The organism is Vibrio sp. St2 (assembly GCF_947311885.1).
Lineage (GTDB): Bacteria > Pseudomonadota > Gammaproteobacteria > Enterobacterales > Vibrionaceae > Vibrio > Vibrio coralliilyticus.
This window is the reverse complement of sequence record NZ_CAMZNA010000003.1, coordinates 394097-408616: the sequence shown is the minus strand read 5'-3', so window position 1 is coordinate 408616 and position 14520 is coordinate 394097. Positions and strand designations below refer to the sequence as shown.

The following is a 14520-nucleotide window of genomic DNA, read 5'->3' as shown; positions in this document are numbered from 1 at the left end:
AGCATCCTTTCGATTAAAGTAATTGAGAGCCTTCAGCTAGCATTCGACGCGCGATGATCAATCGCATGATTTCATTAGTACCTTCAAGGATCTGGTGAACACGCACATCGCGGAAATGACGCTCCATCGGGTACTCTTTGATATAGCCGTAGCCACCGTATAACTGAAGTGCCTGGTCACAAATCTTAAAACCGACATCCGTCGCAAATCGTTTCGCCATCGCACAATATGCCGTGGCTTCTGGGTCCTGATTGTCTAATTTGCTTGCCGCGAGGCGCACCATTTGTCTGGCCGCGACCAGCTCTGTCACCATGTCGGCTAACCTGAACTGTAGCCCCTGAAACTGAGCCAGTTCTTTACCAAACTGTTTGCGCTCTTTGACGTATTGCATCGCCTCATTCAATGCCTGCTGCGCAGTACCTATGGAACAAGTCGCGATATTGATGCGTCCTCCATCCAGCCCTTTCATAGCGAAAGTAAAACCTTCCCCTTCTTTCCCTAACAAGTACTTTTCAGGTACCACAACGTTGTCAAACGTGATGGCACGTGTCGGTTGGCTGTTCCACCCCATTTTGGGCTCTTTACGCCCGTAGCTGATACCTTCCGCATCCGCAGGAATGACAAAAGCAGAAATACCTTTTGCTGAGCTATCGCCTGTACGCGCCATCACGACTAACACTTCCGTGTCACCAGCACCGGAGATAAAGGTTTTACCGCCATTGATGATGTACTCATCGCCCTGCTTTTTCGCAGAGGTTGTCAATGAAGCGGCATCGGAGCCCGCGTTCGGCTCAGTTAAACAATATGAACCAAGCCAATCGCCAGTGATCAGCTTTGGACAAAACTCTTCTTTAGCTTCCTCAGTGGCAAAACTGGCGATCATCCAGGTCACCATGTTGTGAATGGTCATGAATGCAGTGGTGGAGGTGCACCCCATCGCCAGTTGCTCAAAAATGATTGAGGAATCAAGACGGCTCAGTTGCAAGCCCCCCTGATCTTCTGGTGTATACAGGCTAAGAAAACCTAATTCACCCGCAGCTTTGAGTACGTCTTTTGGAAACAGCTGCTTTTCATCCCATTCTGCGGCCATCGGCGCTAGTTCATCCATCGCAAACTGCTGAGCGGTTTCTGCAAATGCACGTTGGTCTTCATTTAGTTCAAAATCCATTTGTCCTCCCGTTATCGCAGTTGAATGGTTAGGTTTGGCCCTGTCGGGATATCATCATCAAACCAGCGCGACGTAACGGTTTTGGTTTCGGTATAGAATCGAACCGCTTGCTTACCATAGGCATGTAGGTCGCCATAGAAGCTGCCACGCCATCCAGTGAATGAGAAGAACGGCAAAGGCACAGGAATCGGGACATTGATACCCACTTGACCAACTTGAATTTCGTGTTGGTATTTACGTGCAGCCGCACCGTTTGCAGTGAAAATCGATGTTCCGTTGCCGTATGGATTGTTGTTGATGAGTTCAATCGCCTCTTCTAATGTCTCGACTTCTAGGCAAACTAAAACAGGACCAAAGATTTCCTGTTCATAGACCGACATATCAGTCGTCACACCTGTGAACAAGGTCGGGCCGAGCCAGTTACCTTCCGGCATGCCTTCAACATGGCACTGAGTTCCATCTAGTTCACACACAGCCCCTTGCGCTTTGCCTTCTTCAATCAAACTCACTACACGATTCTTAGCTTCTTTGCTGATCAATGGCCCGTACGCTGCGTTGCCATCATCCCATGCCCCCGGAGCCATCTTCGCCATTTCAGTTTTTAGATCATCGACCCACTCTTTCGAACTTCCAACGAACACCGCAACTGAAATAGCCATACATCGTTGGCCGGCCGCGCCAATTGAACTGCCGACCAAGTTATTGATCACCTGCGCTTTATTGGCGTCTGGCATCACAACCATATGGTTTTTCGCACCAGCAAACGCCTGAACACGTTTATTGAAGTTGGTGCCCGTCTGATATATGTACTGAGCAACTGGCACAGAGCCAACAAATGACACAGCACGAATCAAAGGATGAACGAGCAGTTTATCGACCTGATTCTTACGGCCATGAACAACCTGAAGAACGCCTTTTGGCGCGCCAGCCTGTTCAAATAGCTCAGCCAAACGCATCGCAGTAAGCGGTACTTGCTCAGAAGGTTTAAGAACAAAGGTGTTCCCTGCGGCGATTGCCAGTGGGAACATCCACAAGGGAATCATGGCTGGGAAGTTAAACGGTGTGATACCACAGCATACCCCTAGCGGTTGAATCATCGAGTAAGTATCAATTTCTGTCGCAACATTTTCGACAGTTTCGCCCATCATGTTGCTTGCGATGTTTGCAGCTTGTTCAACCACTTCAATACCGCGCCAGACGTCACCTTTCGCATCGATGGTGATTTTTCCGGTCTCTTTTGAAAGAAGCTCCGCTAGCTCATCATGGTGCTCTTTAAGTAAGTGCTGATAACGCAGCATCAAACGAGCTCGCTCCGATACTGCAACTTCCTTCCAAGATTTAAACACTTCAGCGGCATTTTGAATCGCTTGCTCCATTTCCTGTTCAGTCGCACAAGGAAGTTTGGCAATGACTTCACTGGTTGCCGGGTTGGTCACCTCAACCCATTCATTGGTCTGTGACTGGCAGAACTCACCGCCAATAAATAAGGGAACTGACTGAGTCATAATGATGTCCTTTTCTTTTATAGTGGGATCTCAATACCCATTGCGGTTGCTTCACCGCCACCAATACAGAGTGATGCAACACCTCGCACCACGCGTTTGTTGTTCTGATTTCCATCTGTGCCTAGAGCCTGCAACTGACGAAGGCTATGGATGAGCGTGACAAGAATCCTTGCACCACTGGCACCAATGGGATGGCCTAATGCGCACGCACCGCCTTTCACGTTAACTTTCTCGCTATCGAGGCTGAGCTGTTTGACAGCGATCTGCGTCACCACTGCAAAAGCTTCATTGATTTCCCATAAATCCACTTCGTCCACCGCCCAATCTAACTGCGATAGAAGCTGTTCAATCGCGTAAACAGGTGCCAATGTGAATTCAGCAGGAATACGGGCATGTGTTGCATGACCTTTGATAATGGCCAGTGGTTCCAACCCCTGTTGCTTGGCAGTCTGCGCGTCCATCACCACAAGAGCGGCAGCCCCGTCGGATATCGCGCTGGAGTTGGCTGCAGTAATCGAACCATCTTTGGCGAATGCGGGCCTTAACTGGGGTATTTTTTCGGGTTTGATTGAGCGTGGTTGCTCATCATAATCAAGCGGAGGATCTTTCTTGAGGGCAACAGGGACAATTTCATCGGCAAACAAATCCTGCTGCTGCGCTTCAATCGCTCGGTTAAGCGACAAGGTTGCCCACTCATCCATTTGCTCTCGGGTAAATTCAAGCTTATCGGCAATTTGCTGACCGAAGACGCCCATGAGTTCACCTTCATACGCATCCTGCAGACCATCTAAGAACATATGATCGTAGGTCGATTTATGACCCATGCGCATCCCAGAGCGTGACTCTTTAAGCAAATATGGCGCATTAGTCATGCTCTCCATACCTCCTGCAACAATGCAATTGGCACTGCCCGCTCGAATAAGATCGTTTGCCAGCATCACCGCTTTCATACCGGAGCCACAAACTTTATTGATGGTCGTACAACCTACCGCTTTCGGTAAGTCAGCCCCCAGAGCCGCTTGTCTAGCGGGCGCTTGCCCACAGCCTGCGGGCAACACACAGCCCATATACACTTCATCGACTAACTCTGGCGATAAAGATTGCTCTTCCATTGCCGCCTTTATCGCGACCGCCCCTAGCTTGGGTGAAGAATATTCAGAAAGCATGCCCTGAAAACGCCCCATTGGTGTTCTCTTCGCTGCAACTATCCAAATCTCTTTCTCTTGCATTGCCTGCTCCTCACAAGATTGTTGAGTAACGGCTTTACTACCTCAGCGACCACAGAGCAGCTTAATTCACGACGCTGCTTTCACTTTTCAAAGCCATTTGTTTTTTGCACGGTTATTTTCTTGACGTTTACGTAAGCATAGCACTAACATTTACGTTAACGTAAAGAAACACATTCACAACCTGTAAAATCTTTTTTACCGTCGTAGTGGAAAGTGTGATTGTCTATCACCTAGCAGTTGGGGAGTTTCATCTGGTGGAAACATACAAAATCAGCGAGCTCGCTAAAGAGTTTGATATCACAACAAGAAGTATCCGCTTTTACGAAGATATGGGCCTAATTCAACCTGAGCGCAAAGGCAGTATGCGGATTTATCAGCGTAGAGACAGGGTTCGTCTTAAGTTGATTTTACGAGGGAAGCGACTTGGTTTTTCATTGGCCGAGATACGCGACTTGTTAGAGCTTTACGATACTAATCAAATAGATACCCAGTTGATTAAGATGCTCAAAATCATTGATGAGAAGGAAGCTGTACTCAAGCGTCAACTTGAGGACATCACCATTGTCCTTGACGATTTGAATACCGCTCGCCAGCGATGTGAAGAAGCGTTGCAGCGTTCAAAAGCCAGCTAAAGCGCTTCTCGAGACATCATTAATCCGCCAGGGATCGTAACCAGCAAAAACCGCTGAATCGGAGGCGATATGATATCTCAGTACACCCCCCTCAACTTTGGGCTCGATGAGTCTGTGAATATGTTGCGGGAACACGTGAATGCTTTTGCCCGCGAGCACATTGCACCTATTGCGGCCAAAGTGGACGAGGAAAACCAATTCCCGAACCACTTATGGTCGCTAATGGGTGAAATGGGCTTGCTTGGCGTAACCATAGACGAACAATATGGTGGCGCTGCAATGGGCTATTTAGCACACGTGGTAGCCATGGAAGAGATAAGCCGTGCATCTGCTTCTGTAGCACTTAGTTACGGTGCTCATTCTAACCTGTGTGTGAATCAGATTTTCCGCAACGGAAATGCTGTTCAAAGAGAAAAATACCTACCTAAATTAATCGATGGCTCCTACATTGGTGCGCTGGCGATGAGCGAACCTAATGCAGGCTCAGACGTAGTCAGTATGCAGCTCAAAGCCGAATTAAGCGGTGATCATTATGTGCTGAATGGCACCAAAATGTGGATCACCAACGGCCCAGATGCGGACGTACTCGTCGTTTATGCTAAAACCGACCCTAGCGCAGCTTCACGAGGCATCACCGCTTTCATCATCGAACGTGATTTTGAAGGATTCAGTCACGCTCAAAAGCTCGACAAACTCGGTATGCGAGGCTCGAACACCTGTGAGCTGGTTTTCACCAACTGCAAAGTTCCCGTTGAAAACGTACTTGGTGAAGTAAACCAAGGCGTCAAAGTCTTAATGAGTGGCTTAGATTACGAGCGCGTGGTACTGGCTGCTGGCCCACTAGGTATCATGCAGGCTTGCTTAGACCTTGTTGTGCCTTACGTTCATGACCGTAAGCAATTTGGTCAGTCCATCGGTGAGTTCCAGTTAGTTCAAGCCAAGGTGGCGGATATGTACACCCGTGCCAACGCAGCACGCGCTTATGTCTATACCGTTGCCGCTGCCTGTGACCGCGGTGAAACAACAAGAAAAGATGCCGCTGGCGCGATTCTTTACAGTGCCGAATTAGCAACACAGCTTGCACTCGATGCCATCCAGCTGCTAGGCGGTAATGGATATATCAATGAATTCCCTGCCGGTCGCTTATTAAGAGACGCCAAACTCTATGAAATTGGCGCAGGTACTTCTGAAATTCGCAGGATGCTTATCGGGCGTGAACTGTTTGAAGAGTCACGCTAACGAGGATGTTATGGCAATCATAAAAACTAAAATCAAAACTGACTCTCCCCTGTTCACTAAAAATCAGCAAGCGATGAGTGGACTGGTCGAAAAATTGAACGCAGATGTTGAATCCATCAAACAAGGTGGTGGCGCTAGGGCTGTCGAAAGGCAGCGAAAGAAAGGTAAACTTCCGGTACGCGAACGTATTGATCTTCTGCTCGATCAAGGATCAGACTTTTTAGAAGTCGGTCAGTTCGCAGCGTGGAATGTTTACGAAGAATCAATCCCTTGTGCAGGTGTCGTTGCAGGTATCGGCAAAATAAAAGGGGTTACCTGTATGGTGCTCGCCAACGACCCATCAGTCAAAGGCGGTACCTACTACCCACTGACAGTGAAAAAACACCTCAGAGCACAAGAAATCGCTGAACGCTGCCACTTGCCATGTGTTTATCTGGTCGATTCGGGTGGTGCGAACTTACCTCACCAAGCTGAGGTGTTCCCAGACAAAGACCATTTCGGTCGGATTTTCTTTAATCAAGCACGCATGTCTGCCAAGGGCATACCTCAAATAGCGGTTGTTCTAGGGCCTTGTACCGCTGGTGGCGCTTATATTCCTGCGATGGCAGATATCTCTGTGATAGTGAAAAAACAAGGCACCATTTTCCTCGCCGGGCCTCCTTTGGTTAAGGCGGCCACAGGTGAAATCGTGACGGACGAAGAACTCGGCGGCGCGGATGTTCACTGCCGTAAATCAGGGGTTGCAGACTACTACGCAGAAAATGAGCAACAAGCTTTCCATATGGCGCGAGAAGCACTTGCAAGCAGCAACCAAGAGCCTGTAATACCGCAGACAGAAAAGGTGTTACCACCACGTCTACCCGCTGAAGATATCTACGGCATCGTCAATGCCGATCTGCGTTTGTCTTTCGACGTGAGAGAAGTGATTGCGCGCATAGTTGATGATTCCGATTTCGATGAATTTAAAGCTCTATTTGGCACAACGCTAGTGTGTGGCTTTGCTCGTATCGAAGGCAAGCTGATTGGCATCGTCGCGAACAACGGTATCTTGTTCGCGGAGTCAGCGCAGAAAGGCGCCCACTTTATCGAGCTGTGTGCTAAGCGAAAAATTCCATTGCTGTTCCTACAGAACATTACCGGATTCATGGTTGGCAAAAAAGTTGAGGAAGGTGGCATCGCCAAACATGGCGCCAAACTCGTCATGGCAGTGGCTTGTGCTGATGTGCCTAAATTCACCATCATCATTGGCGGCTCATACGGAGCGGGCAACTACGGTATGTGCGGTCGAGCTTACGAGCCAACGATGATGTGGATGTGGCCTAACGCTCGCATCTCTGTAATGGGAGGCGAGCAAGCAGCTGGCGTACTAACTCAAGTGAAGCGTGAAGTCCTGAAACGCCAAGGCGAACCTTGGTCAGAAATGGAAGAAGGCCAGTTCAGGCAAACCATCGTTGATCAGTATGAAGAACAAGGCCATCCATACTACGCCAGTGCTCGCCTCTGGGATGATGGCATCATTGATCCGAAAGAAACTCGACATGTTCTCGACCAAGCGCTCACCGCGACAGAACATGCTCCGATGCCAGATAGCCATTTCGGTATCTTTAGAATGTAGGAGCATGACATGACCACTTTGAAAGATACCGACTATCTCACTTGTAGCGTCGATACGTTCGGCGTTGCCAGTCTGTCACTTAACCGGCCAGACAAGCACAATGCGTTCAACGCGCAGGTTATCGAACAGTTGATAGAATCGATTAACTCACTGGCACAGCGATCGGACGTTAGATACTTGGTGTTACGTGGTAACGGAAAACATTTCTCCGCAGGCGCTGATCTTGGCTGGATGCAGTCAATGGTGGGTAAAAGTGAACAGGAAAATCAGGAAGATGCGTCAAGACTTGCTCAGTTGATGCGCTGCTTGGATAACTTCCCTCACCCTACTCTCGCTGTTGTGCATGGCTGTGCGTTTGGTGGAGCTCTGGGGCTCATCTGCTGCTGTGATGTCGCGATTGCTGATCATAGCGCCTTGTTCTGTCTCAGCGAAGTTAAGCTAGGACTGGTTCCAGCGACCATCGGGCCCTATGTGAACCGCGCAATTGGTGCTCGCCAGTCTAGACGTTACATGCTGACTGCTGAACGTTTTGACGCTAACAAAGCGCTTGAGATTGGTTTGATTCACGAAGCCGTCGAAGCCAGCGAACTGGAGAAAACCGTCACTGAAATGGTAAATCAGTGGCAGCTTAATAGCCCTGCTGCACTTACGCAAACCAAATCTCTGATTCGAGAGTGTGATTCTCAGGCGCTTGACGATGCTTTAATTGAATACACCAGTCAATTAATCGCAAAAGTCAGGGTGTCTGAGCAAGGGCAAGAAGGTCTTAAGGCTTTCTTTGATAAGCGACCACCAAATTGGGCAATGGGAGGCCGTGAATGACGACGACCTCGTTACTGCCAGAGTCAGTCAAAATAGTTGAAGTAGGTCCTCGCGACGGTTTGCAAAATGAGCAAGCCGTTTCAACCGAGGCAAAAGTCGCGCTGATCAATCAACTCTCTTCTTGCGGACTCACCCACATCGAAGCCGGATCATTCGTCTCACCAAAGTGGGTGCCACAAATGACGGACTCGTTAGAAGTCATGTCCAAAATTACTCGCGCGCCGAATGTTACGTACGCCGCTTTAACACCCAACATAAGAGGGTTTGAGCAGGCACTTGACGCCAACGCTGACGAAGTCGCGGTATTCACATCCTCTTCAGAAGGCTTTTGCCAAAAGAACATCAACTGTTCTATTGAAGAAAGCCTGGAAAGATTTCGCCCAGTGGTGGCTCAAGCAAAAGACAAAGGCATTCCGGTTAGAGGGTACTTATCCTGTATCGTCGATTGTCCTTATGACGGTCCAACCGAACCTAGTCAGGTCGCCAAGGTTGCTCAAGCACTGCTTGATCTTGGTTGCTATGAAGTTTCTCTTGGAGACACGATTGGTACGGGTACGCCAGTACGAGTTGCGAATATGCTAGACGCGGTTTTTGAGAGAGTGCCTTCACAACAGGTCGCCGTTCATTTTCATGACACCTGGGGGCAAGCTCTCGCCAATATATACCAAGCCCTTCAAATGGGCGTACGTGTTGTAGATAGCAGCGTAGCGGGTTTAGGGGGATGCCCTTATGCCGCAGGCGCTTCTGGTAACGTAGCGACCGAAGATGTCGTTTATCTTTGCCAAGGTTTAGGTATTGAAACGGGCGTGGATCTAAATCGTCTCGCCCAAGCCGGATGGGAAATCAGTGACGCCTTAGGGCGCCAGCCGACTTCCAAAGTTTCACTGGCTTTGCGTAGCTAACAAACTCTCTCTATTTTTGGGCTGATAGGATTGAAGTAACAAACAAACCATTATCAGCCCAATTCCTCCCCACCCCGACATGCCAATATGCTCTCCGACTACAACTACGGCAAATACAGCGGCTACAGCAGGCTCAAACAACGTCAACAAACTCGCTTTGCTGGCAGACACCGTTTTTAACCCATAACCAAAGCAGACATAGCCAAGAAACATTGGAACAAACGCCATGTACAAGGCGACGGATGTATTTATTGGTGTCGCAAACAAATTACCACCAGTAAAGAACAATGAAGGTAACAGCAATAGTGAACCCAGCCCGAAAATACTCCCCATCGCAGATTTGGAATGTATGCCTTCAGTGATGAGCATTTTGGCTGCCCACGCGTAAGTGGCATAGGTGAAACCCGCAAGCAATCCGAGCGCTATTCCTATGAATTTCATGTGTTGAATATCAGTTTGTGTGGAAGTTGATGTCTCTGATAGAGTCAGTAAAAGGATACCAGTTGCGCCCACGATGAGGCTTATCACCCAGCGGGTATCGATTGTTTTCTCTTTGCCAAACAGGCACTCCAGAAATGCAACGAAGAATGGCGCACTCGCGATAGACACTACCGTCCCAATCGCCACACCGGCCATTCTCATAGAGCTATAAAACGCGAGAGGGTAAACGGCCAAAGCAAGTGCTCCAGTCAACAAAATAGCTTTATTGGATTTCAATATGCGCCGATCTTTTCTGATCGTGTTGCAAGCAAACAGAGCCAGGAGAAGTCCACCCACACCCATAGAAAAAGCACCAATAGCCAACGGGCTTATATCAGGCGCATACGTAGCTGCGGTACCAGTCGTCCCCCACAATAAAGAAGCAAACAGGATGACCAGAACTCCAAGATGTTCATTGTGTGTTTTTAGCGTCTGACTCATAGCTGTACTCTTTGTATTTATCATTTTGATAAGCACAGCTTAAACAAGCAAAGAGCATAAGACTTTGCAGAAAAGACACTTTACTTGATTTTATAGACTCAATTTCATCAACCACGTAGCTCTCGGGGAGACAGCCCAAATGATAATGAAAAACGTCGGCTAAAGGCTGACAGGTCAGCGTACCCGACTCTCTCCGCTATTAACTGAACTGGGATATCTGTATGCGTAAGTAGTGCCTTGGCTTTTTCCATTCTTTGCTTGGTCACGTATTGCAGAACACTTAATCCAGTGGATTGTTTAAAAATCTTTTTAAACTGCGTCGGGCTCAAACAGGCAACCTTAGCTAAGTTATCTACCGTAATCTCTCTGGCTAGGTCTTCCTCAATATGATGCAGCACGGCTCTAACCCTATGATCAAGTTGCTGCCCGGCCTGTTGTTCCGCCAATAGCTTCATAAACATGTCGACCATTGGCTCTTCGATGGTAGGGGTTACCCGATGCTGAAGCTGAGATTCAACAAATGTTAGGTAGGACTGAAGTGGTGAAGAAATCGGAAAAACCAGAGTGTCCATATTCAATAAATTCTCTGGCAAAGTGTTTAAATCAGCAACAATGAAACGCGCAGCCTCATTAGCGCGAAAATGGTGAAAAGTGTTGGCTTGTATCACCACGCACTCACCGACCGACACTTTTCCTTGATAGCCTTCCAGCTCAATAATGATGGTGCCCAAAATAGGAAGTACAAGTTGATGATGTTCATGAGCGTGACCTCTACGTTGACGGGTATAGGCTCGAATGGTGAGATTGTTTTCCAACATCGGACTGGATTCACTCCACAAAGTGAGACTGATAAAACTTAGGTGTCACAGCAAGTTTCTTTTTGAAATGTCGCTGAAAATGCGCTTGATCTGAGAAGCCTAGATTGTTGGCAACATCAACAATATCTTCTCCAGACTTGAGCATCACTTTCGCACGCTTTATCTTTTCGTCCATAAGATAAGCGTATGGCGGTAACCCATAGTGGCCCTTGAAAGCACGTAGAAGCTGATACCGGCTCATTCCCACTTCCTCTGCTAACGCTTCTAGGGAATGAGAGTTACTCAGTTCATCCATTAACTTCTCGCGCACCACCGCAAGACTTGACAAGCCGGTCTTTGCCATCGGTTTAACTCTCTGTCGAGAAGTAAACTCAATAAAATCATACAAACAAGATTGAGCTAACAACACATTTTCTTCGCTCTGAAGCGCGGAAAAAAGTGCTAAATACCGTTGCTGAAATTCCGGATGACGCTCTAAATCACTCTCAAAAGCTAAGTAGTCATATTGTTGATTCGAACTCATTTCTTGCTGGATTTGTCCCATCTCCAATGCATCAACAAACAACATACTATAGGACCAAGTACCTTGGTGTGGATTACACGAATGAATATCTGCAGGGTTAATAGTAACGATATCCCCCTGCCCAATCTGATGTGTATTGCGTCGATTTCGGTAATCTGCACGGCCCTGATTGATAATGCCAAATGAAAATTCATCATGGGAGTGAGCGTCATAACATGCCGTCGACTGATTGGCGACACGTAATTCGATCCATGGAAGAACCGTACTCTGCTTGAAGCTCGCACTTTTATCTTTCTTCATTCACTCACCATTGCATTCAGAGCCAAATCATCACGACAGACGAGCATAACATCATTGCCATGAATCTATTAAATTGGCGATGAGCTCGTGGATTTGCAAGTCGATTCGCTAAAACACTGCCAATCATCGCCCATATGCCAACCCCGATCACACAGACTAGTAATGAGACCAGAGTAAAGAGCCACAAGGAATATTGTTCATTTTCCTGCCCTATTACGTAAAGACTTACGCCGGACATCGCAACCAACCATGCCTTAGGGTTGAGTATTTGAGTCAAACTTCCAGTCACCCAGCCGGAACTTTGCCCTTGCTGCACAGTGACACCTTGTACCGGCGCTGCAAAGATTTGGTAAGCAAGATAAAACAAGAAGCTACTTCCAACTAACTGCATCCAAAACTCAAGCTTTGGTAACGTGGAAGCCAGCGTTTGCATCATCTGTCCGGTACCAAATACAACAACCGCATATGCTATCGATGCGCCCAGAACGTGCTTGGACGCCGCCCTTAGCCCATCATTTACCGCAGTGGTTGTCGCTAACAGATTCACCGGGCCAGGTGTCACGGCTCCAACAAATGCAAACACCACCATCACCAATATCAAATTTTCCATCTCGTTATCTCCTCTTTTTCACCAAGATAACGACTAGGAGAGAGACAGTATTGAACGATATTGCAGAGCATCACTCATTGGAAACAGGCTAAATAGCAACAAGGCAGCCAGAACATCTATTACCTTTACCATTGCGGTAGCCAACCCAATCTTGCCAAAGCCCCTAAGAACTTGGCCTCTCCTTTCCCAAAACGCGGTTATTCAAATATTTCGAACGAGTATGTTAATTTTCTCCGATTTTTTCTCACCTCATCAGCGCCTAAACTCAGTTTTAACCAATGAGGGAAAGAAATAAACCCTCTACCAATGAATTTGAAAAATTTGAGGATGACACTATGAAAGCTCTACTAAAAACACTGACAGAATCAAAAGTAGGTTACAGCGCTCTGGCGCTACGTATTCCAGTTGGGAGCATTTTTATGGCGCATGGAGCGCAAAAACTGTTTGGCTGGTTTGGTGGTTATGGGCTGGAAGGGACAGGTCAGTGGATGGCATCTATCGGTCTAGGGCCTGGTGTTCTAATGGCATTCTTAGCAGGTAGCGCTGAGTTCTTTGGTGGCCTTTTCATTTTGCTTGGCCTTCTTACACGTCCAGCTTCCATTGCTCTTGCATTTACTATGCTTGTCGCCATTTTCTCAGTTCACTTTGAGAACGGACTTTTCATGTCAAACAACGGCTATGAGTTTGGCCTAGCCCTTATGGCAGCGAGTGTATCACTGGCATTATCAGGTTCAGGCAAAGCAGCAGTTGATCAATTTATCGCAAAGAAATTCGCTTAATATCGAACACTGGAGGGCAATATTATGATTACAGTTAGACACTCAGATGATCGTGGCGGTGCTAGTTTTGGCTGGCTTGATAGTAAACATACGTTTTCCTTTGGAGATTACTATGATTCACAGCACATGGGGTTTTCTGCTTTACGAGTGATTAATGATGACATTGTTCAGCCAAGTTCTGGTTTTGCAACACACGGTCACAGAGACATGGAGATCATTAGCTATGTTTTGGAAGGCGCCATCGAACATAAAGATAGCGAAGGTAATATTCAAACCTTGCCGGCTGGAGAGTTCCAACTAATGTCCGCTGGCCGTGGAATTTATCACAGCGAATACAATGCATCCGACTCTGATACTCTGCGATTTCTACAGATTTGGATTCAACCAAACACGTTTGGTAATGAACCTGGCTATCAACAGAAGGACTTTGGTAAATCGGAAGGGTTAACGCCTATCGCAACACCCGATGGTCGCAATGGCACTCTGCATATAAAGCAAGATGCCTCTCTTCAACAGTTGATTTTGGCTTCTGGTCAGCGCATTACTTATGAGATTGCACAAGGCAGAAATCTCTACATCCACCAAGTAGAAGGACAATTGACCGTCGACAGTACCATTCTTAAGCCAGGTGATGGAGCAAAAGTTGATGCAACGACATCGGTTTCTTTCGAAAACACAGGAGATGCACCAGTTACTGCTCTAATCTTTGATCTCCCCTAGTTATGTAATCAAGCCTCGGAGCGAGTAAGATCTCTGAGGCTTAAAAGCTTTGGATATCTAGGCTTATATTGCAGCTGGTTGCGATATGAGCTTTAGCATAAGTGCCTCTCTGCGAAGCTCAAGAATATCTTCAATGATTCGCTCTTTTGCATTGAGACCAAAATGTTCCGCATAATTCTTAATCGTATCCACTTCGTGCTTTTCCAGCTTATACACATTGCGCTTTAAATACGCTTCAGCTTCGCTTTTGATAAATCCATTATCCTGAAGGTTCTTGATGATCACATCATCTAGTTCACTCAACTTTCTTGTCATTTTCTTCTACTTCTGGCTACAACACTCGTACATCATTCTAAAAAACATGCTAAAGGTGATATTCCGTCGGAAAAATACTCTCAGAGTATGACAAGAAAGTGACAGCGTTCTATAAGCTCTATAGTGGGCACATTTTACTCTCTGCCCGCCACTTGCAAAGCCTCTCTAGAACCACATTAGGTCAGTTTTAAGAGAGTGACTGGAACCGATATCCTCTCCGCACATTTCATCGTAAGCACTTTGATGAACCAATGACGCACTGTGGTAATGCTGGTCCTTAAAGTGTTCTTTTGCTTGAGATAAACTGCAAAATTTCAGCGGATTTTGATTGGTATCGCGCAAAAGCAATCTATCGCCTTCATCAATCGAATAAGCCAAGTAAATGCCGCCTTCCAATGATTCAATTTGAAGTTCCATACCTT

16 protein-coding genes are annotated in these 14520 nt (G+C 47.1%); 7 read left to right on the top strand and 9 right to left on the bottom strand.

The window, feature by feature from the left end; all coding sequences use genetic code 11:
- Positions 1-13: 13 nt before the first annotated feature.
- The 3 genes from QMA41_RS13640 to QMA41_RS13630 are packed head-to-tail and all read right to left on the bottom strand — an operon-like array spanning position 14 to position 3902.
- Complete coding sequence (locus QMA41_RS13640) at positions 14-1168, bottom strand: acyl-CoA dehydrogenase family protein (protein WP_019275783.1); 1155 nt, start codon at positions 1166-1168, stop codon at positions 14-16.
- A gap of 11 nt (positions 1169-1179) precedes the next feature.
- Entirely contained in the window at positions 1180-2673 is a 1494-nt protein-coding gene (locus tag QMA41_RS13635) for a CoA-acylating methylmalonate-semialdehyde dehydrogenase (RefSeq protein WP_281629944.1), read from the bottom strand.
- 17 nt (positions 2674-2690) lie between these two features.
- Positions 2691-3902 carry an acetyl-CoA C-acyltransferase gene (locus QMA41_RS13630; RefSeq protein ID WP_281629943.1) on the bottom strand — a complete coding sequence of 404 codons (1212 nt, stop codon included), beginning with the start codon at positions 3900-3902 and terminating at the stop codon, positions 2691-2693.
- Between the two features lie 254 nt (positions 3903-4156).
- On the opposite strand from QMA41_RS13630, the gene QMA41_RS13625 reads away from it, so the two are divergent.
- The 5 genes from QMA41_RS13625 (at position 4157) to QMA41_RS13605 (ending at position 9112) form a co-directional block, all read left to right on the top strand.
- Positions 4157-4534 (top strand): MerR family DNA-binding transcriptional regulator, encoded by a 378-nt coding sequence (locus QMA41_RS13625; protein WP_006960832.1) that lies wholly within the window; start codon positions 4157-4159, stop codon positions 4532-4534.
- 69 nt (positions 4535-4603) lie between these two features.
- A complete protein-coding gene (locus QMA41_RS13620) occupies positions 4604-5773 on the top strand; it encodes an isovaleryl-CoA dehydrogenase (RefSeq protein ID WP_019275779.1) in 1170 nt (389 codons plus the stop codon).
- Positions 5774-5783: 10 nt separating this feature from the next.
- The gene (locus tag QMA41_RS13615; RefSeq protein WP_281629942.1) at positions 5784-7388 is read left to right on the top strand and encodes a carboxyl transferase domain-containing protein; all 1605 of its coding nucleotides are present in this window, start codon (positions 5784-5786) and stop codon (positions 7386-7388) included.
- A 9-nt stretch (positions 7389-7397) separates the two neighbouring features.
- The gene (locus QMA41_RS13610) at positions 7398-8210 is read left to right on the top strand and encodes an enoyl-CoA hydratase/isomerase family protein (protein ID WP_281629941.1); all 813 of its coding nucleotides are present in this window, start codon (positions 7398-7400) and stop codon (positions 8208-8210) included.
- Entirely contained in the window at positions 8207-9112 is a 906-nt protein-coding gene (locus tag QMA41_RS13605) for a hydroxymethylglutaryl-CoA lyase (RefSeq protein WP_281629940.1), read from the top strand. The genes QMA41_RS13610 and QMA41_RS13605 overlap by 4 nt, the downstream gene beginning before the upstream one ends.
- On the opposite strand, the gene QMA41_RS13600 is transcribed toward QMA41_RS13605, so the two are convergent.
- The 4 genes from QMA41_RS13600 to QMA41_RS13585 all read right to left on the bottom strand — a co-directional run bounded on the left by QMA41_RS13600 (position 9092) and on the right by QMA41_RS13585 (position 12284).
- Positions 9092-10033: an EamA family transporter gene (locus QMA41_RS13600; RefSeq protein WP_021455121.1), complete on the bottom strand. Its 942-nt coding sequence runs from the start codon at positions 10031-10033 to the stop codon at positions 9092-9094. The genes QMA41_RS13605 and QMA41_RS13600 overlap by 21 nt on opposite strands.
- A 107-nt stretch (positions 10034-10140) precedes the next feature.
- On the bottom strand, positions 10141-10851 hold the full coding sequence (locus tag QMA41_RS13595) for an AraC family transcriptional regulator (protein ID WP_040121537.1): 711 nt from the start codon (positions 10849-10851) through the stop codon (positions 10141-10143).
- Between the two features lie 10 nt (positions 10852-10861).
- Positions 10862-11674 (bottom strand): AraC family transcriptional regulator, encoded by an 813-nt coding sequence (locus tag QMA41_RS13590; RefSeq protein ID WP_281629939.1) that lies wholly within the window; start codon positions 11672-11674, stop codon positions 10862-10864.
- A gap of 16 nt (positions 11675-11690) precedes the next feature.
- On the bottom strand, positions 11691-12284 hold the full coding sequence (locus QMA41_RS13585; RefSeq protein WP_281629938.1) for a LysE family translocator: 594 nt from the start codon (positions 12282-12284) through the stop codon (positions 11691-11693).
- A 335-nt stretch (positions 12285-12619) separates the two neighbouring features.
- Here QMA41_RS13585 and QMA41_RS13580 point away from each other — a divergent pair, with 335 nt between their 5' ends.
- The gene (locus QMA41_RS13580) at positions 12620-13063 is read left to right on the top strand and encodes a DoxX family protein (RefSeq protein WP_281629937.1); all 444 of its coding nucleotides are present in this window, start codon (positions 12620-12622) and stop codon (positions 13061-13063) included.
- A gap of 24 nt (positions 13064-13087) precedes the next feature.
- A complete protein-coding gene (locus QMA41_RS13575; RefSeq protein WP_281629936.1) occupies positions 13088-13783 on the top strand; it encodes a pirin family protein in 696 nt (231 codons plus the stop codon).
- Positions 13784-13846: 63 nt separating this feature from the next.
- Here the strand turns inward: QMA41_RS13575 and QMA41_RS13570 are convergent, their stop codons facing one another.
- Positions 13847-14098 (bottom strand): hypothetical protein, encoded by a 252-nt coding sequence (locus tag QMA41_RS13570; protein ID WP_006960822.1) that lies wholly within the window; start codon positions 14096-14098, stop codon positions 13847-13849.
- Between the two features lie 165 nt (positions 14099-14263).
- Positions 14264-14515, bottom strand: coding sequence for a DUF6482 family protein (locus QMA41_RS13565; RefSeq protein WP_006960821.1), 252 nt, complete (start codon positions 14513-14515; stop codon positions 14264-14266).
- Between the last annotated feature and the right edge of the window lie 5 nt (positions 14516-14520).